Source organism: Nocardia paucivorans NBRC 100373 (genome assembly GCF_000308675.1).
In the GTDB taxonomy this organism is placed as follows: domain Bacteria; phylum Actinomycetota; class Actinomycetes; order Mycobacteriales; family Mycobacteriaceae; genus Nocardia; species Nocardia paucivorans.
The window spans coordinates 51,279-73,067 of the sequence record NZ_BAGE01000035.1; the positions used below are offsets into that span (position 1 = coordinate 51,279).

Annotated in this window: 17 protein-coding genes, 1 tRNA gene and 2 pseudogenes; 14 read left to right on the top strand and 6 right to left on the bottom strand. The window is 65.9% G+C overall.

Annotated features, from left to right (window positions below; genetic code table 11):
- The first annotated feature begins 103 nt into the window (after positions 1–103).
- The 4 genes from lgt to ON32_RS08520 all read left to right on the top strand — a co-directional run bounded on the left by lgt (position 104) and on the right by ON32_RS08520 (position 4,692).
- On the top strand, positions 104–1,429 hold the full coding sequence (gene lgt / locus ON32_RS08500; protein WP_083874237.1) for a prolipoprotein diacylglyceryl transferase: 1,326 nt from the start codon (positions 104–106) through the stop codon (positions 1,427–1,429).
- A gap of 401 nt (positions 1,430–1,830) precedes the next feature.
- On the top strand, positions 1,831–2,271 hold the full coding sequence (locus ON32_RS08510) for a TM2 domain-containing protein (protein WP_040790254.1): 441 nt from the start codon (positions 1,831–1,833) through the stop codon (positions 2,269–2,271).
- An 82-nt stretch (positions 2,272–2,353) separates the two neighbouring features.
- Positions 2,354–3,772: a pyruvate kinase gene (gene pyk, locus ON32_RS08515; RefSeq protein WP_174361613.1), complete on the top strand. Its 1,419-nt coding sequence runs from the start codon at positions 2,354–2,356 to the stop codon at positions 3,770–3,772.
- Positions 3,773–3,798: 26 nt separating this feature from the next.
- On the top strand, positions 3,799–4,692 hold the full coding sequence (locus ON32_RS08520; protein ID WP_174361614.1) for an acyl-CoA thioesterase: 894 nt from the start codon (positions 3,799–3,801) through the stop codon (positions 4,690–4,692).
- 36 nt (positions 4,693–4,728) lie between these two features.
- Here the strand turns inward: ON32_RS08520 and ON32_RS08525 are convergent, their stop codons facing one another.
- A complete protein-coding gene (locus tag ON32_RS08525) occupies positions 4,729–5,097 on the bottom strand; it encodes a hypothetical protein (RefSeq protein WP_245550890.1) in 369 nt (122 codons plus the stop codon).
- 923 nt (positions 5,098–6,020) lie between these two features.
- On the opposite strand from ON32_RS08525, the pseudogene ON32_RS30790 reads away from it, so the two are divergent.
- A pseudogene (locus ON32_RS30790) lies at positions 6,021–6,257 on the top strand (hypothetical protein); the annotation flags it as partial.
- A gap of 169 nt (positions 6,258–6,426) precedes the next feature.
- Here the strand turns inward: ON32_RS30790 and ON32_RS08540 are convergent.
- Positions 6,427–6,513 (bottom strand) — tRNA-Leu (locus ON32_RS08540).
- Positions 6,514–6,735: 222 nt separating this feature from the next.
- Here ON32_RS08540 and ON32_RS08545 point away from each other — a divergent pair.
- The 4 genes and pseudogenes from ON32_RS08545 (at position 6,736) to ON32_RS08560 (ending at position 12,063) form a co-directional block, all read left to right on the top strand.
- Positions 6,736–7,332 carry an ANTAR domain-containing response regulator gene (locus ON32_RS08545; RefSeq protein ID WP_040790261.1) on the top strand — a complete coding sequence of 199 codons (597 nt, stop codon included), beginning with the start codon at positions 6,736–6,738 and terminating at the stop codon, positions 7,330–7,332.
- 508 nt (positions 7,333–7,840) lie between these two features.
- Positions 7,841–8,196: pseudogene (locus tag ON32_RS29930) on the top strand (ATP-binding cassette domain-containing protein); the annotation flags it as partial.
- 72 nt (positions 8,197–8,268) lie between these two features.
- The gene (gene polA / locus ON32_RS08555) at positions 8,269–11,028 is read left to right on the top strand and encodes a DNA polymerase I (protein WP_373284283.1); all 2,760 of its coding nucleotides are present in this window, start codon (positions 8,269–8,271) and stop codon (positions 11,026–11,028) included.
- 600 nt (positions 11,029–11,628) lie between these two features.
- Entirely contained in the window at positions 11,629–12,063 is a 435-nt protein-coding gene (locus ON32_RS08560) for an alpha-isopropylmalate synthase regulatory domain-containing protein (RefSeq protein WP_040790263.1), read from the top strand.
- Positions 12,064–12,207: 144 nt separating this feature from the next.
- Here the strand turns inward: ON32_RS08560 and trxA are convergent, their stop codons facing one another.
- Both trxA and ON32_RS08570 read right to left on the bottom strand, forming a co-directional pair.
- Positions 12,208–12,591, bottom strand: coding sequence for a thioredoxin (gene trxA / locus ON32_RS08565; protein WP_040790265.1), 384 nt, complete (start codon positions 12,589–12,591; stop codon positions 12,208–12,210).
- A 189-nt stretch (positions 12,592–12,780) separates the two neighbouring features.
- Positions 12,781–13,326, bottom strand: a complete 546-nt coding sequence (locus tag ON32_RS08570) for a 2'-5' RNA ligase family protein (RefSeq protein ID WP_040790267.1) — start codon at positions 13,324–13,326, stop codon at positions 12,781–12,783.
- A gap of 111 nt (positions 13,327–13,437) precedes the next feature.
- Between ON32_RS08570 and ON32_RS08575 the strand changes: the two genes are divergently transcribed.
- Together ON32_RS08575 and ON32_RS29305 are read left to right on the top strand one after the other, a co-directional pair.
- A complete protein-coding gene (locus ON32_RS08575) occupies positions 13,438–14,322 on the top strand; it encodes an SPFH domain-containing protein (protein ID WP_040790268.1) in 885 nt (294 codons plus the stop codon).
- A gap of 9 nt (positions 14,323–14,331) precedes the next feature.
- Entirely contained in the window at positions 14,332–14,502 is a 171-nt protein-coding gene (locus ON32_RS29305) for a type II toxin-antitoxin system antitoxin (protein ID WP_169331600.1), read from the top strand.
- A gap of 104 nt (positions 14,503–14,606) precedes the next feature.
- Here the strand turns inward: ON32_RS29305 and ON32_RS08580 are convergent, their stop codons facing one another.
- Entirely contained in the window at positions 14,607–15,455 is an 849-nt protein-coding gene (locus ON32_RS08580; protein WP_040790269.1) for a class I SAM-dependent methyltransferase, read from the bottom strand.
- Positions 15,456–15,764: 309 nt separating this feature from the next.
- Between ON32_RS08580 and rpsA the strand changes: the two genes are divergently transcribed.
- A complete protein-coding gene (gene rpsA / locus ON32_RS08585; RefSeq protein WP_040790270.1) occupies positions 15,765–17,228 on the top strand; it encodes a 30S ribosomal protein S1 in 1,464 nt (487 codons plus the stop codon).
- A gap of 87 nt (positions 17,229–17,315) precedes the next feature.
- Here rpsA and ON32_RS08590 read toward each other — a convergent pair whose 3' ends face one another.
- Positions 17,316–18,599, bottom strand: coding sequence for a cytochrome P450 (locus ON32_RS08590; protein ID WP_040790271.1), 1,284 nt, complete (start codon positions 18,597–18,599; stop codon positions 17,316–17,318).
- A 188-nt stretch (positions 18,600–18,787) separates the two neighbouring features.
- Between ON32_RS08590 and ON32_RS08595 the strand changes: the two genes are divergently transcribed.
- Both ON32_RS08595 and ON32_RS08600 read left to right on the top strand, forming a co-directional pair.
- Positions 18,788–20,434 (top strand): GMC oxidoreductase, encoded by a 1,647-nt coding sequence (locus ON32_RS08595; RefSeq protein ID WP_040790272.1) that lies wholly within the window; start codon positions 18,788–18,790, stop codon positions 20,432–20,434.
- Between the two features lie 89 nt (positions 20,435–20,523).
- Entirely contained in the window at positions 20,524–21,393 is an 870-nt protein-coding gene (locus ON32_RS08600) for an SDR family NAD(P)-dependent oxidoreductase (RefSeq protein WP_051133011.1), read from the top strand.
- Positions 21,394–21,789 lie beyond the last annotated feature (396 nt).

Below are 21,789 nucleotides of genomic sequence, written 5' to 3' on the forward strand. Positions count from 1 at the left end.
GCGGTGAGGACGCGCGGGGGTCGACCATCGGACTTGCCATTGTGATCGGCTGGACTACGGTGGCCCCGTGACCGTTCAAGCCCTGGCCGATACCGTTTCGACCATGCGGAGCCCGCAGGGACCCGCATCGTCCGCCGCCGTCGCCGATGTGCTGGCCTACATCCCCAGTCCGCCGCAGGGCGTCTGGCCGATCGGACCCTTCCCGCTACGGGCGTACGCAATCTGCATCATCATCGGGATCATCGTCGCCATCTGGTGGGGCGAGCGGCGCTGGCGGGCACGGGGTGGAGAACCCGGCACCGTCCTGGACGTCGCCGTGTTCGCCGTTCCGTTCGGTCTGATCGGCGGTCGGCTCTACCACGTCGCCACCGACTGGCAGAAATACTTCGGTCCCGACGGCGACCCGATGAACGTTCTGCGGATCTATCAGGGCGGTCTGGGGATCTGGGGCGCGGTCCTCCTCGGTGGCGTCGGCGCCTGGGTCGCCTGCCGGATCTACCGAATACCGCTGCCGGCCCTCGGCGACGCCGTCGCCCCGCCGATCCTGCTGGCCCAGGCCATCGGCCGGCTCGGCAACTATTTCAACCAGGAACTGTACGGCCGGGAAACCGATGTGCCGTGGGGTCTGCAGATCTTCCTGCGGTTCGACGACGCCGGGAAGCTCGACATGATGAACGGCGTGTCCTCCGGCGAGGTGCAGAAGATCGTGCACCCGACGTTCCTCTACGAGTTGCTGTGGAATGTGCTGGTCGTCCTGTTGTTGGTCTGGGCGGACCGCCGTTTCCGCCTCGGCCACGGCCGACTGTTCGCCCTCTACGTGGCCGGCTACAGTTTCGGCCGGTTCTTCGTGGAACTCATGCGCGACGACGAGGCCACTCTGATCGCCGGTATCCGCATCAACTCCTTCACCTCGTCCCTGGTGTTCCTGGCCGCCCTCGCCTACTTCCTGCTCGCCACCAGGGGCCGGGAAACCCCCGCCCGCCTGCAGCCCGGGGTGGCGGACCGTCCGTGGCCGTGGCAGCTGGGTGCGTTGCGGCGGGCCGGGGAGGTAACCGAGCAGAAGCCGGTCGCTACCGCCGACGAAGAATCGGGCTCGTCGGCGGGGGAGTCGAGTAAACCCGTCCTCGACAAACCGGACGCCGACAAACCGGACGCCGACAAACCGGACGCCGCCGCGAAGGATTCCGAGACCGCGAGCACGGACTCCGATGCGCCGATACCGGACCCGGAGATACCGGACTCCCGGTCGGACGCCTCCGCTTCGAAGGATGAGGAAGAGGCGGATTCCACCGTATCGGACCCCGGTGCGGCGAAGGCCGATACGGTCGCGGAGCGGTCCGAGACGGATTCGGACGAGGAGAAAACGGGGAACGAGCCCACCGAGGCGTCGAATTCGACGGAAGAGAAGGCGGGACGAACTCGCGCATAGCCGTATCGAGCGACCCGGTCGCAGGGGCTCGTCACCGATATTCGTTTCCGGATATCGCGGTCCCACCGGGCCTCGGCGCCTTCGCCCGGGAAGCGTCTCCACCTCCGGTTATCCGACCGGTGAAACGCGGCCGGGCGCGCCGGCGATGCCAGGGGAAAGCGGATATCGGCGCCGCCGTCGGGGCGGTGCCGTCCCATCGTTCGCGAGCACATGACCGACCACCTCGACCCGGGTAGGCCACCCGGGTCGGCAACCGGGAGCGCGGATATTGTCACCGGCACCGACCTTCTCCATTGCGCATCGAACGCCGAACTCGGGCAGAATCTGGCGTGGCCTTGCGTCGGGGAGGAGAGCACAGGGTTGTCCTCCACTACCGGGGGCCCGAACACAGGAGGAAACCGATGACCGATCCGTATCAGAGCTATCCCAAGAACGGCCCGCAGTACGGCCCGCCCGGCACCGGTCCCGGTGCACCGGGGCAGTACCCCTCGCAGCCTCAGCCCGGTTACCCCGCCCAGCCGCAGCCGGGCTACCCTGGCGGGTCCTACGGGCAGCCGCCGCAGCAGGGCTACAACCCCGCCGACCCGGAGGCCCCGTACGGTCGCGACTGGAACGGTGTGCCGTTTTCCGACAAGCAGAAGTTGGTGGCGGGCCTGTTGCAGATCTTCCTCGGCGGCTTCGGCGCGGGACGGTTCTACACCGGCCACACCGGTATGGCCGTCGGACAGATCGCGGTGACCTGGCTGACATGTGGTCTCGGCGGTATCTGGCCGCTGATCGACGGAATCATGATGCTGACCGGCAAGGTTCCCGACAGTTTCGGCCGCCCGCTGCGCGACTGATGGTGCGGCCGGCCCACCGATTACTCGTGGTTCACCCCGGGCGCAGCGCGCTGCCCCGGTTCGGCGCGACTAGGCTCGACCCGTGATGCGACGGACGAAGATTGTGTGCACCCTCGGACCGGCCACTGCCACCGAGGACCGTATTCGAGAACTCGTCGAGAGCGGAATGGACGTCGCCCGGCTGAATTTCAGCCACGGCGAGCACTCCGACCATGCCGAGAACTACAAGAAGGTACGGCAGGCGTCCGATCACGTCGGTCGTGCCGTAGGCATCTTGGCGGACCTACAAGGGCCGAAGATTCGGTTGGGCCGGTTCACCGAGGGACGTACCGTCTGGGCGGCCGGTGAGGAGATCCGCATCACGGTCGACGATGTCGACGGTGACCACGATCGTGTCTCGACCACCTACAAGCAGTTGGCCGCCGACGCCAAGCCCGGGGACCGGCTGCTGGTCGACGATGGCAAGGTCGGCCTCACCGTGACCGCCGTGGACGGCAACGACGTGGTGTGCCGGGTCACCGAGGGTGGGCCGGTCAGCAACAACAAGGGCGTCTCGCTTCCCGGCATGGACGTCTCGGTGCCCGCGTTGTCCGAGAAGGACGTCGAGGACCTGGAATTCGCGTTGAAACTGGGCGTGGACTTCATCGCGCTGTCGTTCGTGCGTTCGCCCGCGGATGTCGAACTGGTCCACGATGTGATGGACCGGGTGGGTCGCCGGGTGCCGGTCATCGGCAAGTTGGAGAAGCCGGAGGCCATCGACAACCTCGAGGCCGTGGTGCTGGCCTTCGACGCGGTGATGGTCGCCCGCGGCGATCTGGGCGTGGAACTGCCGTTGGAGCAGGTGCCGCTGGTGCAGAAGCGGGCCATCCAGATGGCGCGGGAGAACGCCAAACCGGTCATCGTGGCCACCCAGATGCTGGAATCGATGATCGACAACTCGCGGCCCACCCGCGCGGAGGCCTCCGATGTGGCCAATGCGGTGCTCGATGGGGCGGATGCGGTGATGCTGTCGGGGGAGACCTCGGTCGGCCGGTATCCGATCGAGGCCGTGCGGACCATGGCGCGGATCGTGCACGCGGTGGAGACCGAATCCACCCGGGTGCCGCCGCTGACCCACGTGCCGCGCACCAAACGCGGCGTCATCTCCTACGCCGCCCGTGATATCGGGGAGCGGCTCAACGCCAAGGCCCTGGTGGCGTTCACCCAGTCCGGGGACACGGTGCGTCGCCTGGCCCGGCTGCACACCCCCCTGCCGCTGCTGGCGTTCACCCCTCTACCGGAGGTGCGCAGTCAGCTCGCGCTGACATGGGGCACCGAAACGTTTATCGTTCCCACAGTGGACAGCACGGACGCCATGATCAAACAGGTCGATCAGGCGTTGCTGAGTATGAATCGGTATCGGAAGGGCGACCTGGTGGTCATCGTGGCGGGGTCGCCGCCCGGTACCGTCGGTTCCACCAACCTCATTCACGTGCACCGAATCGGCGAGGAGGACCACTAAGTGATCGAGCAGCGCGGAGTACAGCCGTGACCGTGTCGTTGGATGCCGTCCGGACGGAATCCCCGAGTGATCTGAAGGTTCTGCTCGACCTGCTGGACCTCGAACAGATCGATGACGATGTGTTCCTGGGCCGGCACCCGGAGAAGGTGTGGAGTCGCACCTTCGGCGGGCAGCTGGTCGCGCAGGCCATCATGGCGGCGGGCCGGACGGTCGGCGACCGACCGATTCACGCGGTGAACGCGCATTTCGTGCGTGGCGGGGACGTCAAGCAGCCGATCGAGTACCGGGTGGATCGGCACCGCGACGGACGTGCCTTCGCCAACCGCACGGTCACCGCGAGCCAGGACGGACAGGAGTTGTTCGTCATGCTGGCCGCGTTCCAGGACTGGGGCAAAGGTCTCGAACACGCCCACGAACGACCGGAGGTGCCCGACCCGGAGACCCTGCCCCGGGTGGAGGAGAGCTTCCAGGGGTTCGAGGACAAACTGGAGATGTTCGTCAAGGCGCCGCGTCCGATCGATATGCGGTACACGAACGATCCGGCCTGGATCCTGAAGGGCACCGGGGAACGACTCAACCACAATCGGGTGTGGATGCGCGCCGACGGCGCCCTGCCCGACGATCCGCTCATTCACGTCGCGGCACTGGGTTACTCGTCCGACACCACGGTGCTGGACTCGATCATCACCACCCATGGTCTGTCCTGGGGCCTGGACCGGATCGTGGCGGCCACGGTGAACCATTCGATCTGGTTCCATCGCCCGTTCCGTTTCGACGAATGGGCTCTGTACTGCACCGAGTCACCGGTGGCCGCCGGCTCGCGGGGTCTGGCCACGGGCCGTTTCTACTCACGTGACGGGGACCTGCTGGCCACCACCGTGCAAGAGGGACTGATCCGGCACTTCCCGTCCCGGCGCTGATCGACGTCCCGTCCCGGGGCGCCGGTCGGCGACCGGTCAGATTCGTTCGGGAATGGCCTCTCGGTCGGTATCGACCCGTTGTCGGGCGCTGATGGTGAACGGAATATCGGCCGCCGCGCCACTGTCGAGGCTTGCGGCGAGCCGGTGTTCCAATGCCGTCACATCGGTATCGGTGAGCTCGGCCGGGTCGCCCACCAACCCCAGCGCGATCTCGTAGGTGGCACGCCCGTCCGGATCCCGGTCGGGGTGGTGGTAGCGCCACCGGGTGTCGAATTCACGGTGGAGCGGATCGTCGTCGGCGACCGGGAGGGTGAATCGCCAGGCGAAGATATCGCGATCGGACAGGTGATCGTCCAGTGCCGTGCAGACGGTGTCGACAATCCGTTGGAGCGTTTCCGGCGTCACGTAAACATGAAGCGAAACATCCGAAATGCGTTTCGGCATGCCTGATTCCTGTCGTGTGTCGAGCCTTCAACGGCAGTGTGCTTCGCCGGGCAGTTTAGTGCCTTTCGAAAACGAGAGTCGGATGCACCCGCCCGTATACCGAGCCGTCACCGATACCGGCTGCGGGGCGGTATCGAGTTGCCGGTGTGGTGTGGGCCGTTGCCACACGGTCGGTCGTGGCGACTCGGCGGGTCAGGGGCATATATTCGGTCGCGCCTATGGGGAGAACAGGCGATAATGTGATTTCGGACACTTCGATCATTCGGCTCGTCTCGGAACCGGCGAAGACGTGCGCCCGCGGCGAATTCGTCACCGTGTTCGTCGACGATATCCCTACGGATCCTCGACGGAGAAGAAGAACCGCTGTTCGAGCCCGCAAGAGTGTCGAGTCGTTCGCCCGCCGGTATACCACCGGTGCGATCCCGGCCAACGCTCCGACGCCACCGGGCGGTGCTCGATCGGGCGCGTTCCGAGACCATACGGCAATAGCATCGGGTATCGGAGTGGGGTCGGGCCATCCGAGTCGGGTGAACATGTGGTCGCTCCAGCTCGTCGAACCGAAACCGAAACAGCGCAACCGATTTCGAGTGTGTGGACCATCACCACGTGAGTGAACCGGGCCCGTGCGATGAGGGCGGAGGCCGAGTGCGCTTCGCGACCGGAAACCACCGTGTCCGTCGTGGTTTCAATGCTCGAAACGGTGGTGACGGATTGCTCTCCGATCCGGAAAACCGGAAAGCCGAAGAACGGTTCGGGCTGCGTTGCGAAGAAGAACCGGGCGAGATCGAGACGGTGCCGGCGCGCTCCGGAAAAGGGCTGGGAGACGCTGAACGACAACTGGTTCGAGAAACAAGGAGTGCAGGGTGGTCGAGCGCCCGAACATCGTGCTCACACTGTTCGAATTCACCTCGAACGACCCGGATCATGTGCCCTCCCGATATCGGGAAGACGTGACGCTGCTGTACGTGGAATCCGAAGAGGAGGCACGCGGGCTCGCCGAGGAGAATTTCCGAGGCGATGCCGGAATCCACGAGAACGAAGCCGGCTACGACATCACCGTCACACCCAAGGTGATGATCGGTGTCACGGCGGCGTCGACCGAGGATCCATCCGAGGGTGGCGACCTGTACTCACGCCATCTCCATGACATCGACTTCCATGACATCGAGGCCTACCCGAGGTGGAGTCGCTGTTGGGGACCGAATGGCGGTGACGTTTCCCGGCCGGTGACGACAGAGCGTCCGCTATGGGTTCGAGCGGAACCGTATGGCCGGATTTCCGGTTCGACCTTGGTGCCGAGTGTGGGACTCGAACCCACACGCCCTTTCGGGCAACGGTTTTTGAGACCGTCGCGTCTGCCAGTTCCGCCAACTCGGCGCACCGGGTGGAAATGATAGCCGGTCGAGGGGCGATTTACCGAATGGGCCTCCCCGTGGGGCGCGTAACGCGGGATTTGCGCAGGGTATATGCGGTGCGCGCCGGAGTGAACGGTAGTCTCTATGACACTCGATCGCGTGACGGCGGATCGTCGGCCGGGTCCTCCGGTCGGGTCCGCGTTCGCGGTGTCGGGACAGGCATCGGAACCAGAGGGGTCTAGCTATGAGCAGTACTGCGAACGCCGGGGCGAAGCGTGTCGTCGTCGCCGAGGACGAGGCGTTGATCCGGATGGATCTGGTGGAGATGCTGACCGAAGAGGGCTACGAGGTCGTGGGGGAGGCCGGTGACGGCCAGCAGGCGGTCGATCTGGCGGCGGAACTGCGTCCGGATCTGGTGATCATGGATGTGAAGATGCCGCGCCGCGACGGAATCGACGCTGCCGCCGAGATCGCGTCGAAACGTATTGCGCCGGTAGTGATCCTGACCGCGTTCAGTCAGCGTGACCTGGTGGAACGGGCGCGTGACGCCGGGGCCATGGCGTATCTGGTGAAGCCGTTCACGAAATCGGATCTGGTGCCGGCCATCGAATTGGCGGCCAGCCGTTTCCACGAGATCACCGCACTGGAAACCGAGGTCGCGACTCTTGCCGAGCGGTTGGAAACCCGCAAACTCGTGGAACGGGCCAAGGGCGTGCTGATGCAGACGCAGGGGCTGTCCGAACCGCAGGCCTTCAAGTGGATTCAGCGTACGGCCATGGACCGGCGGACCACGATGAAAGCGGTCGCCGAGGTCGTTCTGGAGAACCTCACCCCGCAGTGACGTGGTGTTTCGTGGTGCGGTGGGAATGGGATCAACAGAACCGAAACTCGGTCTTGAAAAATAATTCGCCGTACGGCCATCGATGCGCGTCAAAGTGACGCGAAAAAAATATTGCGCCGTCATGTTTCTTTTCGGGCCGGTGCAACGGGCCCCTCGGCAACCCCGGGGACAGAGGAACAGTAGGGGTCTGTCGTGTTCGGTTCGGAAGAGCTGTTCGGCCCGTCTATATACAGCCGGACCGTGCGCGGGGTGGTGGGGCGCCGTCATCGCGCTCGTACCGGCCGGATGCGGTGTGAAAACCACGGGGGCATCCGATGCGGCCGATAGTGCGGGAGGATCGTCCATCCGACCGGTGATGCGGGTCGACTCGGCCGGTAGGGAGGTCGCCGCCGTCGGCCCGGCGGGTGATGGCTCGGCCACCTGCCCGTCGAATACGACCACCGCCATGGCGGGGCGCATCGACCGGCCCTACCGGCGGAAGCCGGAGTGTCACGCCGCGCTCGAGCGGGTGTTCGACCTGTTCCCCCGTCGCGGGAACGGCGCCGCCGGGCCGGCGGCACCTGTCCGGTGGGGAACAGCAGATGCCGGCGATCGCGTGCCCCCGTGGCTCGTCCTCGGCTGCTACTGCTCGACGAGCCGTCCATGGGCCTGGCGCCGATGATGATGCGGTAGATCTTCCGAATCGTCGCCGAGATCAACCGGGCCGGTACCACCCGTCCTGCTGGTGGAACAGAACGCCCGACAGGCCCTGGGGCGCAGCGATCGGGCCTACGTCCTGGAGACCGGCTCGGTGACCGTTACCGGGACCGGCCGGATCTGCTCGCCGATTCCGCGGTGCAGGCGGCGTATCCGGGTGTCGGATAACGGTCCCCGATCGCACGCCGGGGTGGGTGTCGGCCGTCCGGGCTGTCGGGGGTGGTCCCTAGACTCTCGGATGTGACCCCACCGACCACCCGGAACACAGCAGCGCAGCCCACCTCCACCGCTCTCGTCTCCGAGACGCCCGATATCTCCGGGGAACGGCCCACCCTGCTGCTACTGGACGGTCATTCGCTGGCCTACCGCGCGTTCTACGCGCTGCCCGCGGAGAACTTCAAAACGGTTACCGGCCAGACCACCAACGCGGTGTACGGGTTCACCGCCATGCTGATCAATCTGCTGCGCGATGAGAAGCCTACGCATGTGGCCGCCGCCTTCGACGTCTCCCGACAGACCTTCCGGGTCGAGAAATACCCGGAGTACAAGGCCAATCGGATCACGACCCCCGACGATTTCCGTGGCCAGATCGAACTCGTCAAGGATGTGCTGGGGGCGCTCGGCATCCCGGTGATGGCGGTGGAGGGGTATGAGGCCGACGATGTGATCGCCACCCTCGCCGGTCGGGCGGCGCCACAGGGTTATCGGGTGCTCATCGTCACCGGGGACCGCGATTCCCTCCAGTTGGTCGACGACAATGTCACCGTGTTGTACCCGCGCAAGGGGGTTTCGGACCTGACGCGGTTCACCCCGGAGGCGGTGGAGGCCAAATACGGGCTGACGCCTGCCCAGTATCCGGATTTCGCGGCCCTGCGCGGCGACCCGAGCGACAATCTGCCCGGTATCCCCGGGGTGGGGGAGAAGACCGCCACCAAATGGATCCGGGAATACGGTGATCTGAACACCCTCGTCGACCGGGTCGACGAGGTGCGCGGCAAGGTCGGTGACGCGCTGCGCGCCAATTTGAGCACCGTGGTGCTCAACCGGCAGCTCACCGAGATGGTGCGCGATGTTCCGCTGCCCTATACCCCCGATCAGCTGGCTCGCGGCCCCTGGGACCGCGACCGTATCCACCGGTTGTTCGACGACCTGGAATTCCGGGTGTTGCGTGACCGACTGTTCGAAACCCTCGCCGCGCCCACACCGGAAGCCGAGGCCGGTTTCCACATCAGCGGGCGGACACTCGCCCCGGGAAGCGTCGCCGACTGGTTGAACGAACATACGAAAGCCGGTGTGCGCCACGGTATCTCGGTGTCGGGTAGCGGTGCGCCCGGTCGCGGTGACGTCCGTGCGATCGCCTTCGCCGCCGCCGACGGCGAAGGGGCCTACATCGATACCGTTGCCCTGACCCCCGAGGACGAGGCCGCGCTCGGGGCCTGGTTGGCCGATCCGGATGTGCCCAAGGCGCTGCACGAGGCCAAATCCGCCATTCACGCCCTGCGCGGTCGCGGGTGGACCCTGCGCGGGATCACCAGCGATACCGCCCTGGCCGCCTATCTGGTGCGTCCCGGCCAGCGCAGTTTCGACCTGGAAGACCTCTCCCTGCGCTATCTGAGCCGGGAACTGCGTACCGAAACAGACGACACGCAGCAGTTGTCGTTGCTCGACGAGGAGGACGCCGCCGACAACCGCCTTGCCGAGGGCGAGATGTTGCGGGCCCGCGCCGTCGCCGATCTCGCCGATGCGCTCGATGTGGAGCTGGCGAATATCGAATCCACCGCGCTGCTGCACGAGATGGAGCTCCCGCTGCTCGAGGTGCTGGCCGCCCTGGAGGACGCCGGAATAGCCGTCGATATCGACCGGTTGGAGGCGCTGCAGCGGCAGTTCGCGGACAAGGTCGCCGAGGCGGCGAACGCGGCCTACGCCGAGATCGGCCGACAGATCAACCTGGGATCGCCGAAACAACTGCAGGTGGTGTTGTTCGACGAGCTCGGTATGCCGAAGACCAAACGCACCAAAACCGGCTACACCACCGACGCCGACGCTCTGGAATCGCTGTACGAGAAAACCGAGCATCCGTTCCTGGCGCATCTACTGGCCCACCGCGACGCCACCCGCCTCAAGGTGACCGTGGACGGTTTGCTCAAATCGGTCGCCGACGACGGCCGCATCCACACCACCTTCAACCAGACCATCGCCGCCACCGGCCGGTTGTCGTCCACCGAGCCGAATCTGCAGAACATCCCCATCCGCACCGACACCGGTCGGATGATCCGGGACACATTCGTGGTCGGCCCCGGCTACGAATCGCTGATGACCGCCGACTACAGCCAGATCGAAATGCGGATCATGGCGCACCTGTCCGGTGACGAGGGCCTCATCGAGGCCTTCAATTCGGGGGAGGATCTGCACAGCTTCGTCGCTTCCAAGGCGTTCGACATTCCGATCTCCGAGGTCCATCCGGAAATGCGCCGCCGTATCAAGGCGATGTCCTACGGTCTGGCCTACGGCCTGAGCTCCTACGGCCTGTCCGCGCAGCTGAAGATCAGCACCCAAGAGGCCAAGGAGCAGATGGACACCTACTTCGCCCGCTTCGGCGGTATTCGCGACTACCTGCAGGAAGTGGTCGAACAGGCCCGCAAGGTCGGCTACACCCAAACCCTTTTCGGTCGGCGTCGCTACCTACCCGATCTGGACCACAGCAACCGTCAGCGACGTGAGGCCGCCGAGCGCATGGCACTCAACGCTCCCATTCAGGGCACCGCCGCCGACATCATCAAGGTGGCGATGATCAATGTGTACCGGGCCATCGCCGAGGCCGGGCTGCGCTCGCGCATGCTGCTGCAGATCCACGACGAGTTGGTGTTCGAGGTCGCACCCGGGGAACGCGAGGCCCTGGAGTCCCTGGTGCGGGAGCAGATGTCCTCCGCCATCGAGCTCTCGGTTCCGCTGGATGTCTCGGTTGGCACCGGCCCCAGTTGGGACACCGCCGCGCATTGACGTGTTCGGCCTCTGAGGCGCGAGCGACTCCCGCGTATCGTGTACCTCCGCGCCCCGAGAGCCGGGTTTTCGACCCGGTGCTTTCGGGGTGCGGAGATACGGGACGGGTTGCGGACTCCGGCCCCGCGGGCGCGAGCCCGCGCGAATCGCGGGCAGAAATATCCGACCCGGTCGGTTTCTCGGATGATTCCCGACGAGTCGGGTGGGTTCGTTATCCGTAGGTGATTTATCGATGGAATATGCGCGTCCGGGCGGGGCCGGTTGTGATGCGAGACATGGGCCGGTGCGGCGCGTAGGGCTGTGAGCAGGTCAAACAGTACTTACGAGTAGGAAAAAGGGCCGCCGAATATGGTTGCCATCGAGATACGAAGTCTTTATTCTCGAATGCGTGCAGATTCCCGCCGACCCCCGTGCCGCGCTGAAGGTTGACCTCGGCAGCGTTGTACTTCCGCTCACCACCAGGGTGTCGGGTCGGCTACTGCTCGTAGTAGCTCGCCCGTAGCGGGGTCTATTCGGACCGGCCCCTCGCTGCGGGCTGTTACTTGTTTGCTGGTCCCCCTCTGACTACCGAAAACTATTCTTCGGGAAGACCTACGTGCCATGACCATGCTGACCCTGGACAGTGATGAATTCAGTGCGTTCGCGCCGAGAAGCCTGCGGGCAGAGAGCGCGAACCTGACCCCCGCCCAATTCCACGACAAATACGGTGAATGCGGCGGTTCCATTCGACTCGACGCCTGGTCGTCGACCGGAGACCGGAATGGCGCATTCACCGCCACTCTCGATTTCGCCGGTCGGGTGAAGACCGTCGTCGCCGCCGGTAGCCCGGTGGCGGCCATGACCTCGGCCCTGTACGAGGCGGGCTATCCGGTCGAGATTTTGCAGTTCCACCAGCGCCGGACCGCCGAGGGCACCGCGACCTATATGCAGTGCGAGTTCGACGGCCGCCGGGGTTGGGGCGTCGCCTTGGCCGCCGACGGTGCGGAATCCTCGGTGCGCGCCATGATAGCGAGCGTCAATCGACTCGGCGCCTGAGGCGGCGTGAACGAAATCGACTGCGCGGCAACGGAATAGCGAACAACAACGGCGGGCCGTTCATCTTTTCGGGTGAACGGCCCGCCGTCGTACCGTCTGTTCGCGGCCGCTTGTCGCGACCATTCCCCCGGAGTCGCTAGGCGACTATTCGGCGGCCTGGCCGTTCTGTGCCTGCTGCTCGGCGATCTGCCGGCGGACCTCGTCCATATCCAAGGCCTTCACCTGGGTCACCAGGTCCTCCAGCGCGGCGGGGGGCAGTGCGCCCGGCTGCGCGAAGACCAGCACACCTTCGCGGAAGGCCATGATGGTGGGGATGGACTGGATATTGGCGGCCGCCGCCAATCCCTGTTCGGCCTCGGTGTCGACCTTTCCGTGCACCACATCGGGGTGCTTCTCCGATGAAGCCTCGAAGGTCGGTGCGAAGCTGCGGCACGGGCCGCACCACGAGGCCCAGAAATCGACGAGTACCACGTCGTTTCCGGTGACGATCTCATCGAAGTTCTGTTCTGTCAGCGTCTGGGTGGCCATGGCGTCCTCTCGTTTCGGTATGCGGTGCAACGTCGACGCCGGCCGCAATGTTCCACAGCGGTGTCGGACGCCGCGGGTGTTCGGGTCCTGTTCGGTGATCGGGCGGGTGAGGTGACGATCGCCCGGTGGCGAACAGGGCGCCGGACCGCGCTGTGCGGCCGTGCCCGGTCACCTCCCGTGCGTCGAGGATCATTCGACCTCGGTGATCGGCCACGCTCGCCGCTGATCACCGTCCCATCTCCGGATACCCACCACCGTAGCCGTGGAATCCCGATCGGACGCCACCGCCCGTACCGCCTCGCCCAGTCGGTGCGGCAGGATGCGCCGGGCCAGGGTGATATGGGGGGTCCAGTGATCCGGTCGTAGATTCGCCGGTACGCCGGGGCACGGTTCCAGGAGTTGGTAGATCCGGCGGTGCCAGCCCAGCAGCGGTTCGGACGGGACCACCAGCCGTACCAGGATGGGTCGACGGGCGCCGAAGACCAGTACCCCGCCCAGCCGCACCGGAAACGGTCGGAACTGCAGTTCCTCCAGTGCGTGCTCGATGCGCGGCCAGATCTGGGCGGCGACACCCACCGTGATGTGCGGTCGATGCCGTGGGCCGGCCGCCGCACCGTGATCGGTGGAACCGCTGCGCCCGAGGCTGGGTAGCCCGGCCTCGATCAACATCTCCCACTGCCGTCGGATGGTCTCCTCCGATGTCTCGTCCAGCACCAGTTCGACCGACTGCACCATGCCGCGAGCTTATGTCTCGGCGTCCATGGGGTGGGGCGGTTCGGTGGGGCCTGTCGTTCCTACTAGCTCGATGATATTGTGGTGATATCACTTTGATAGTGGGAGGATGTCATGGAGTTTCGGAACGCCGCGCGGGTCAACGGGTTCGTGGTGCTGCTGGTGTGGTTGGTACCGTTCGTCGCGTTGACCGTGGCCGCGATATTCGGATTCGTCGCCGCCGGTCGCGACCACAATGCGGGAGCGCTGGTCGGTGCCATTGCCGCCTGCGTGCTGTTGGTGGTGCTGCTGCTCGCGATCAGCGGGCTCACCGTGGTGAATCCGAACGAGGCCAAGGTGGTGCAGTTCTTCGGCCGATACATCGGTTCGGTGAGTGAGCCCGGTTTCTTCTCGGTGCTGCCGCTGACCGGTCGGCGCAGTATTTCGCTGCGGGTGCGTAACTTCGAGACGCAGAAGCTCAAGGTCAACGATGCCGACGGCAATCCGGTCGAAATCGCCGCGGTGGTGGTGTACCGGGTGGTCGACAGCTTCAAGGCGGCCTTCGCGGTCGACGACTACGAGGAATACGTGGCCACCCAATCCGAGGCCGCGGTGCGTCATCTGGCCACCACCCACCCCTACGACGCGCACGACGACGATCGCACCAGCCTGCGCGACGGCACCGAGGTCGCCGAGGAGCTGACCGTCGAACTGCGGGAGCGCACCGAGACCGCCGGAATCGAGATCATCGAGGCCCGGATCACCCACCTGGCCTATGCTCCGGAGATCGCCCAGGCGATGTTGGTGCGTCAGCAGGCCGCGCAGGTGGTGGCCGCTCGAACCCGGATCGTCGAGGGTGCAGTGGGTATGGTGCGGCTGGCGCTGGACCGGTTGGTCGAGGAGGGCATGGTGGAGCTGGACGAGGAGCGCAAGGCCGCCATGGTGTCGAACCTGCTGGTAGTTCTGTGCGGGGATCGGCCGACCCAGCCCGTGGTCAACACCGGAACCCTCTACGCCTGACCGCCGCCGATGGTCGATCGCAAGAAGGTGCTGCTACGGCTCGACCCGGCCGTGTACGAGGCCCTTGCCCGCTGGGCGGCCGACGATTTGCGCAGCGTCAACGCGCAGATCGAGTTCGCCCTCCGGTTGGCACTCGAACAGGCGGGGCGGAAACCGCGCACCGGAGGTGAGGGCACCTGAACGACCGTCCGGACCGCGCCGGCGACCGGGCGGTCGCGGCCGTTCGAGGGGCGGGGTCAGTGGGGTTTGTGGTCAGTGGGGTTTGTGGTCAGTGGGGTTTGTGGTCAGTGGGATTTGTGACTGACGAAGATCGCGGTCCCGGGGAAGTACTGCCCGCGCAGGGGACTCCACTGCCCCCATTCCCGGTCCAGCCATTCCGGCCATTCCGGTTCCACGATGTCGTCCAGTACCAATCCGGCACCCACGATCTCCCGCACCCGGTCGCCGATGGTGCGGTGATGCTCTACGTAGACGGGCTCACCATTGCCGTCGACCTCGGTATAGGGGGTGCGATCGAAGTACGGCACGGTGGCGACGAGGCCCTTGGGCCCGGGATCGTCCGGGAAGATCCACCGCATCGGATGGTTCACCGAGAACACCCATCGCCCGCCGGGGCGTAGGATCCGGGCGACCTCCCGCATCACCTGCGCGGAATCGGCGACGAACGGCACCGCGCCGAATGCCGAACACGCCAGATCGAACGATTCGTCCGAGAACGGCAGCGCCTCCGCATCGGCCTGGACGAGCGGCACCCGCGGCCCGCCTCGCGCCATGGCGGCCAGTCCACGGGAGAGCATCCCCATCGAGAGGTCCAGGCCCACCGTCGTGGCGCCCTGTCCGGTCAACCAGCGGGCGCACGGCGCCGACCCGCAGCCGATCTCGAGCACGCGCTTGCCCGCCACCTCGCCGAGCAACCGCATATCGCCCTCGTGCAGGCCCTCCGGACACCAGATGAACTCCCCGCCGGGGGAGTCCACCCCCAGGAATCCGGCGTGGGTGTCGTGATACTGCTCGGCGTCGGCGTCCCACCAGCGCCGGCTGGCGCGTCGACTGGCAGCGGAACCGATCCGGTCTCGGCCCACCCCCACGGTTCCCAACCGGGCATTCGCCTGCGCATGACGTTCTTCCGACACCGGGCGATCCTATCCGGGCGATACCGGGGGCGGTGTTTGCGGTGACTCGTTCTCGGAGGTCTCGCCATCCCGTGCCATCAGGCGGATTCGCGGGGGAATTCCCGGCGGATTCTCGGTGGATTCTCGGTGGATTCGCGGTGGATACGGCAAGATCATCGACGCGCCGTGGGGACCGGTTTGCCCGCCTTGCCAAAGGTCGCGTACGCTGAACGCGCGAATGATCACACCATATGCAGAGTGGTGTATCGCAGCGTACCGAAAGTTCCAATGTCCGCAACCGACCACAATCCGTCCGGAGCAAACCGCCACATGCCCACCACCATCACCTCGCCGCAGGTAGCCGTCAACGATATCGGCTCCGCCGAGGACTTCCTCGCCGCCATCGACGCCACGATCAAGTACTTCAACGACGGCGATATCGTCGAAGGAACCATCGTCAAGGTCGATCGTGACGAGGTCCTGCTCGACATCGGCTACAAGACCGAGGGCGTCATCCCGTCCCGCGAGCTCTCCATCAAGCACGATGTCGACCCCAATGAGGTCGTTTCCGTGGGCGATGAGGTGGAGGCGCTCGTCCTCACCAAAGAGGACAAAGAAGGCCGCCTGATCCTGTCGAAGAAGCGGGCGCAGTACGAGCGCGCGTGGGGCACCATCGAGGAGCTCAAGGAGAAGGACGAGGCCGTTCGCGGCACTGTGATCGAGGTCGTCAAGGGCGGTCTGATCCTCGATATCGGTCTGCGTGGCTTCCTGCCCGCCTCGCTGGTGGAGATGCGCCGGGTCCGCGATCTGCAGCCGTATGTCGGCAAGGAGATCGAGGCGAAGATCATCGAGCTGGACAAGAACCGCAACAATGTGGTTCTGTCCCGGCGTGCATGGCTGGAGCAGACCCAGTCCGAGGTGCGCAGCGAGTTCCTGCACCAGCTGCAGAAGGGCCAGGTCCGCAAGGGTGTGGTCTCCTCCATCGTCAACTTCGGCGCCTTCGTCGACCTGGGCGGTGTCGACGGTCTGGTGCACGTCTCCGAGCTGTCCTGGAAGCACATCGACCACCCGTCCGAGGTCGTCGAGGTGGGCAACGAGGTCACGGTCGAGGTGCTCGATGTCGACCTGGATCGCGAGCGCGTCTCGCTGTCGCTGAAGGCCACCCAGGAAGATCCGTGGCGGCAGTTCGCCCGCACCCACGCGATCGGGCAGATCGTGCCGGGCAAGGTCACCAAGCTGGTTCCGTTCGGTGCGTTCGTGCGCGTCGAAGAGGGCATCGAGGGCCTGGTGCACATCTCCGAGCTGGCCGAGCGTCACGTCGAGGTGCCGGACCAGGTCGTGGCCGTGGGCGACGACGCGATGGTCAAGGTCATCGACATCGACCTGGAGCGGCGCCGCATCTCGCTGAGCCTCAAGCAGGCCAACGAGGACTACAGCCCCGAGTTCGATCCGTCGAAGTACGGTATGGCCGACAGCTACGACGAGCAGGGCAACTACATCTTCCCCGAGGGCTTCGACCCCGAGACCAACGAATGGCTCGAGGGCTTCGAGAAGCAGCGGGAAGAGTGGGAGAGCCGCTACGCCGAGGCCGAGCGGCGGCACAAGATGCACACCGCGCAGATGGAGAAGATGGCGGCCGACGCCGCGGCCGAGGCCGCGAACGGCGGCGCGGGCAACTACTCCTCCGAGAGCGGGGCCCAGGCCGCGTCCGGCCAGGGCGAGCCGGCCGGTGGTTCGCTGGCCAGCGACGCTCAGCTCGCCGCACTGCGCGAGAAGCTGTCCGGTAACGCGTAGACCCCACGGCGGGTGATCCCCGCCGTGACGATGCCAGACGCCGAAGGCCCCGGTCCGTCCTCGACGGACCGGGGCCTTCGTCTGTGCTCAGTGGGCGGCCAGCATCGCGGGCATGGAGCGATAGGCATGCAGATTCCGCAGTGGATGGGGGATCGGCGGGCCATCCAGACGCAGATCCGGATGCCGGTCGAAAAGGGTGCGTAGCGCGATGGTGCCTTCCAATCGGGCCAGTCTGGCACCCAAACAGCCGTGTATCCCGCTGCTGAACGCGAGATGGTCCGCGGCGTTTTCCCTGCTCACATCGAATCGCTGCGGGTCGGGGAAGACCGCCGGATCGTTATTGGCACCCGCCAATGACAACAGGACCAGCGAACCCGATTTGATGTGCTCGCCGGCGATCTCGACATCACAGTTCGCGACCCGCCCGGTCATCCGTACCGGGCCGTCGTAGCGCAGGATTTCCTCGACCGCGTTGGGCCACAGCTGTGGTCGTTCGGCCAGTAGCTCCAGCTGGTCCGGGTGGCTCGTCAGCAGGACGATCCCATTGCCGAGCATATTCACCGTGGTCAGGAACCCGGCGTCCAGTAACAAGGCGGCATTGGCCACCTGCTCACGGCGGGTGAGCTCCTCGTCCGTTACCAACATGCCGAGCACCTTGTCGCCCGGTTCGGTGGCGAGCTCGTCGAAGTAGTGGTCGAAGTACTGCTTGACCTCGGCGAGGTCTTCGATGGCGTGGCGGTAGGTGGCCCAGGCCAGGCCGCGCTCGATCAGCGGTGCGCCGGTGTCCCCCCATTTCAGCAAGGTCGCGTGCATATCGGCCGGCAAACCGAGCATCTCGGCGATGATGGTGACCGGTAGCTGCGCGGAGAAGTCGTTGATCAGATCCGGGTGGGGTTTCGCTTCCAGGCGATCGAGGAGGTCGTCGGTCACTCGGGTGACCCGCTCCTCCAGCGCGTTGATCGCTTTCGGGCCGAATGCGTGCCGGACCGAGCGCCGGTACCGGGTGTGATCCGGTGGATCGGTCACCAGCATCGAGGGCGGTTCCCCGAGGTTGGGAAGTTCCAGATCCGTTTTGGTCAGTGTCCAACGGATCGGTTTCGGCAGGGCCGGATGATTGGGCGTCACCACCCCGAAGCGGCGATCCCGCAGGACGAGGCGACATACCTCGTAGTCCGCCGTGACGTGCACCCCCGACATCCGGGGAACTCGTCCGCGCCGCCGGATTTCCTCGACATACGGCGACGAGCCGAGCAGACGATCCTGACCGACGGCGATCTGCCCGAGCGGATCGCCCCGACGAGCCGCCCACTGGAGGTAGGTCCGGACCAGGCCATGGGTGAGCAGCCACCGAATCCATGCGCGAGTCAACATTGCTATCTCCTCACTCCCCGGACCCACCGCTCATAATAGAGAGTAGCTATGAATAATGGAGAGTAGCCATGAAAGATCGACTGTGAAATGGTGCTGCCGGTGGCTCGGTCGGTCGCTGTCGGGGTGGCGGTGCCCGATCGGGGTGGGAAGGTAGGACGCATGGTCGTCGCGATGGGGGCGCGGAGGTGATGGACCGGCGGGGTTTCGTCAAGGCCGCCGGTCTGGCCGTGGCGATGCCGGGGCTCGCGAGCACCGTCCCGGATACGTCCCGGGCTCGGGCCGACGACCCCGGTCCGGGTCCGCGAACCCCGAGCCCGCGAACGGCGATGTACCGGGCGCTGGTGCCGGAGATCTTCGCACCCTTACCGGATCCGGCCGATCATATGCCCGCGATCGTCGTCGGTTCGGGATTCGGGGCGGCGGTCACCGCACTGCGGCTGGCGCAGGCCGGGGTTCGGGTCGCGGTACTCGAGCGGGGGTCGCGCTGGCCGAACGATCCATGGCGGGACATCTTCGCCATGGATACCGTTCCGGATGGTCGTGGCTTCTGGTACCGCACCACCTTCACGGGGGTGAACAGGATTCCGCTGCCTATCGATCCGTTCGGCGGAGTTCTGGACGTCTCGAGTTATCCGGGTATGGATGTGTGGCGCGGCGCGTGTGTGGGTGGCGGCTCGGTGGTGTTCACCGGGGTGATGGTCGAACCGGAGCAGCGGTTCTTCGACCATGTGTTCCGGGGTGTGGTCGACTACCGCGAGATGCACGAGGTTTACTACCCCAGGGCGCGAAAGATATTGCGACCCGAGGTGATGCCCGACGATATCTACCACTCCTTCGCCTTCGCGCATTCACGGGCCTGGGACGAACAGGTTCGCGCGGCCGGTTATCCGCCGCAGCGCGTCGCCGGCGCGTGGAATTGGGATATCGTCCGCGACGAGCTGGCCGGGCGTTCGAGACCGTCGGCGACGGTGGGCTGTTCGAATCTCGGCAATTCCAATGGCGCGAAGTTCGATCTGAACCAGAACTACCTGCGCTATGCGGAGGCCACCGGTCGAGTCCGGATCTATCCGGGTCATCGGGTGGACACCATTGCCGCGGAACCGGGCACGCCGGGCCGCTACACCATCACCGTGACCAAACTCGCCCCGACCGGTGAGGTTCTCCGCACCCGGACGCTGACCTGCGACATGCTGTTCCTGGCCGCGGGCTCCATCGGCACCTCCGAACTGCTGGTGCGAGCGCGGGAAACCGGTGCGCTCCCGAATCTGAACGAACACATCGGCGAAGGCTGGGGCAGTAACGGCGATGTCGCCCTGGCACGTCCGCTCGCTACATTCGACGTGGGGACGCAGGGCGCGGCGTGTGCGAGCCGAATCCTGGCCGAGGCGGGAGCTCCGGTGGCGCTGGAGAGCTGGTTCATTCCGGGTACCACCCCGTTCGACACCACGCTCCTCGCCTCGTTGGGCATCGTGCTCGACGACACCCGCGGCCGATTCGGCTACGACCCCGGCGACGGTCGGGTGAACCTGTGGTGGCCGTCCGCCGGCGCCGCCGAATATCTCGCGCGGGCACGAGAGGCCAATACCGCGACCTGCGGCTGTCGACCTATCCCGTGGCCGGATCTGGAGGCGGATGCCTCGTTCACCTCCCACCCCTTGGGCGGCGCGGTGATCGGACGGGCGACGGACGAATACGGCCGGGTACGTGGGTATCGGAATCTGTATGTGGTGGATGGAGCGGCCGTGCCCGGTAGCACCGCGACGGCGAACCCCTCGTTGACGATCAGCGCGCTGGCCGAACGCAATATCGAACAGATCATTCGTGCCGGGGGATGAGGAGACGGCCGGGTGTCGACGACGCCGGTCGAGATCCCGGTCGTCGTGCCGCGTGAATTCTCGGATTCGCGCTTATACAGTCGAAAAGTGTGAACGACACTCCGGTCACGAACCGTGAGCGGTCGCTCGTCGAACGGCTGACGATTCGGCTGCTGTACCCGACGTTTCGGCCCACTGCGGAATCACTGCGGTCGGCCGTCGCCGGCAAAGTGGTGGTGGTGACCGGGGCCTCGCACGGTATCGGTAGGGCCAGTGCCCGGAAATTGGCCGCGGCGGGCGCGGTGGTGCCGCTGGTGGCCCGTTCCCGGTCGGAGCTGGAACAGTTGGCCGCCGATATCACCGCCGATGGTGGCACGGCCCACCCGTATCCGACCGACCTGACCGATATGGATGCCGTCGACCGGCTCGGTCGGACACTGTTGGTCGAGTACGGGCATATCGATACCGTGATCAGCAATGCGGGAAAGTCGATTCGGCGGCCCATCGCCGAGTCCTACGATCGCTTCCACGATTTCACCCGCACCATCGACGTCAACTATCTCGGGCCGGTGCGGCTGTTGCTCACTCTGCTGCCCCATATGCGCGCCCGCCATCGGGGACATATCGTGAATATCTCCACCTGGGGTGTGCTCATGCCGCCGAGTCCGCGCTGGTCGGCATACTTCGCCTCGAAAGCGGCCTTCGATGTCTGGTTTCGCAGCGTCGCCACCGAAATCGCGGGTGACGGGGTCGCCACCACATCGGTCTACATGCCACTGGTGCGGACCAGAATGAGTGCCCCCACCGACTTCGGTCGGCTGCCGGCGCTGAGCGTCGACGAGGCGTCCGACCTCGTCACACACGCCGTCACCGCCAAACCTCGCGATATCGCACCCTGGTGGGCGGTTCGGGTCCAGGCCTGGTCCGCCGTCCACCGGGATCAGGCCCGGCGTTTCCTGGAGCGCAGGTTCCGCGACTGACCCCGCACACGATCGTGGCCCGGTCCCCGGGGAAAGGACCGGGCCACGACGGGCGCTGCGATCAGCCGGCGGTTGCCGGTGCCCACCGGGCGCGCGCCGGAACCGGATGCCTGGGGCGGGTGACGAAACCGTGTCGGGCGGGGACAGCCAACGAGGTGAACCACGAGCGTCGATGCCTGGACAACGCGGTCTTGACAGCGGGAAACTCGCGACAATACACCCCGCCCGGCATGCCCAGTCGGTGTCGACCCGTCGTGCTCTTCCTCGTGCGCATGACCTGTCCTCCGTCTCGCCGGGCTTCCTTCTGCTTCACGGGGTATGTCCTGGACGCGGCCGAAGATTAACCGAGCTGCACTCTCCCGGCCCGTACCCATGCCGGGGAATCGCCGTGTCGTA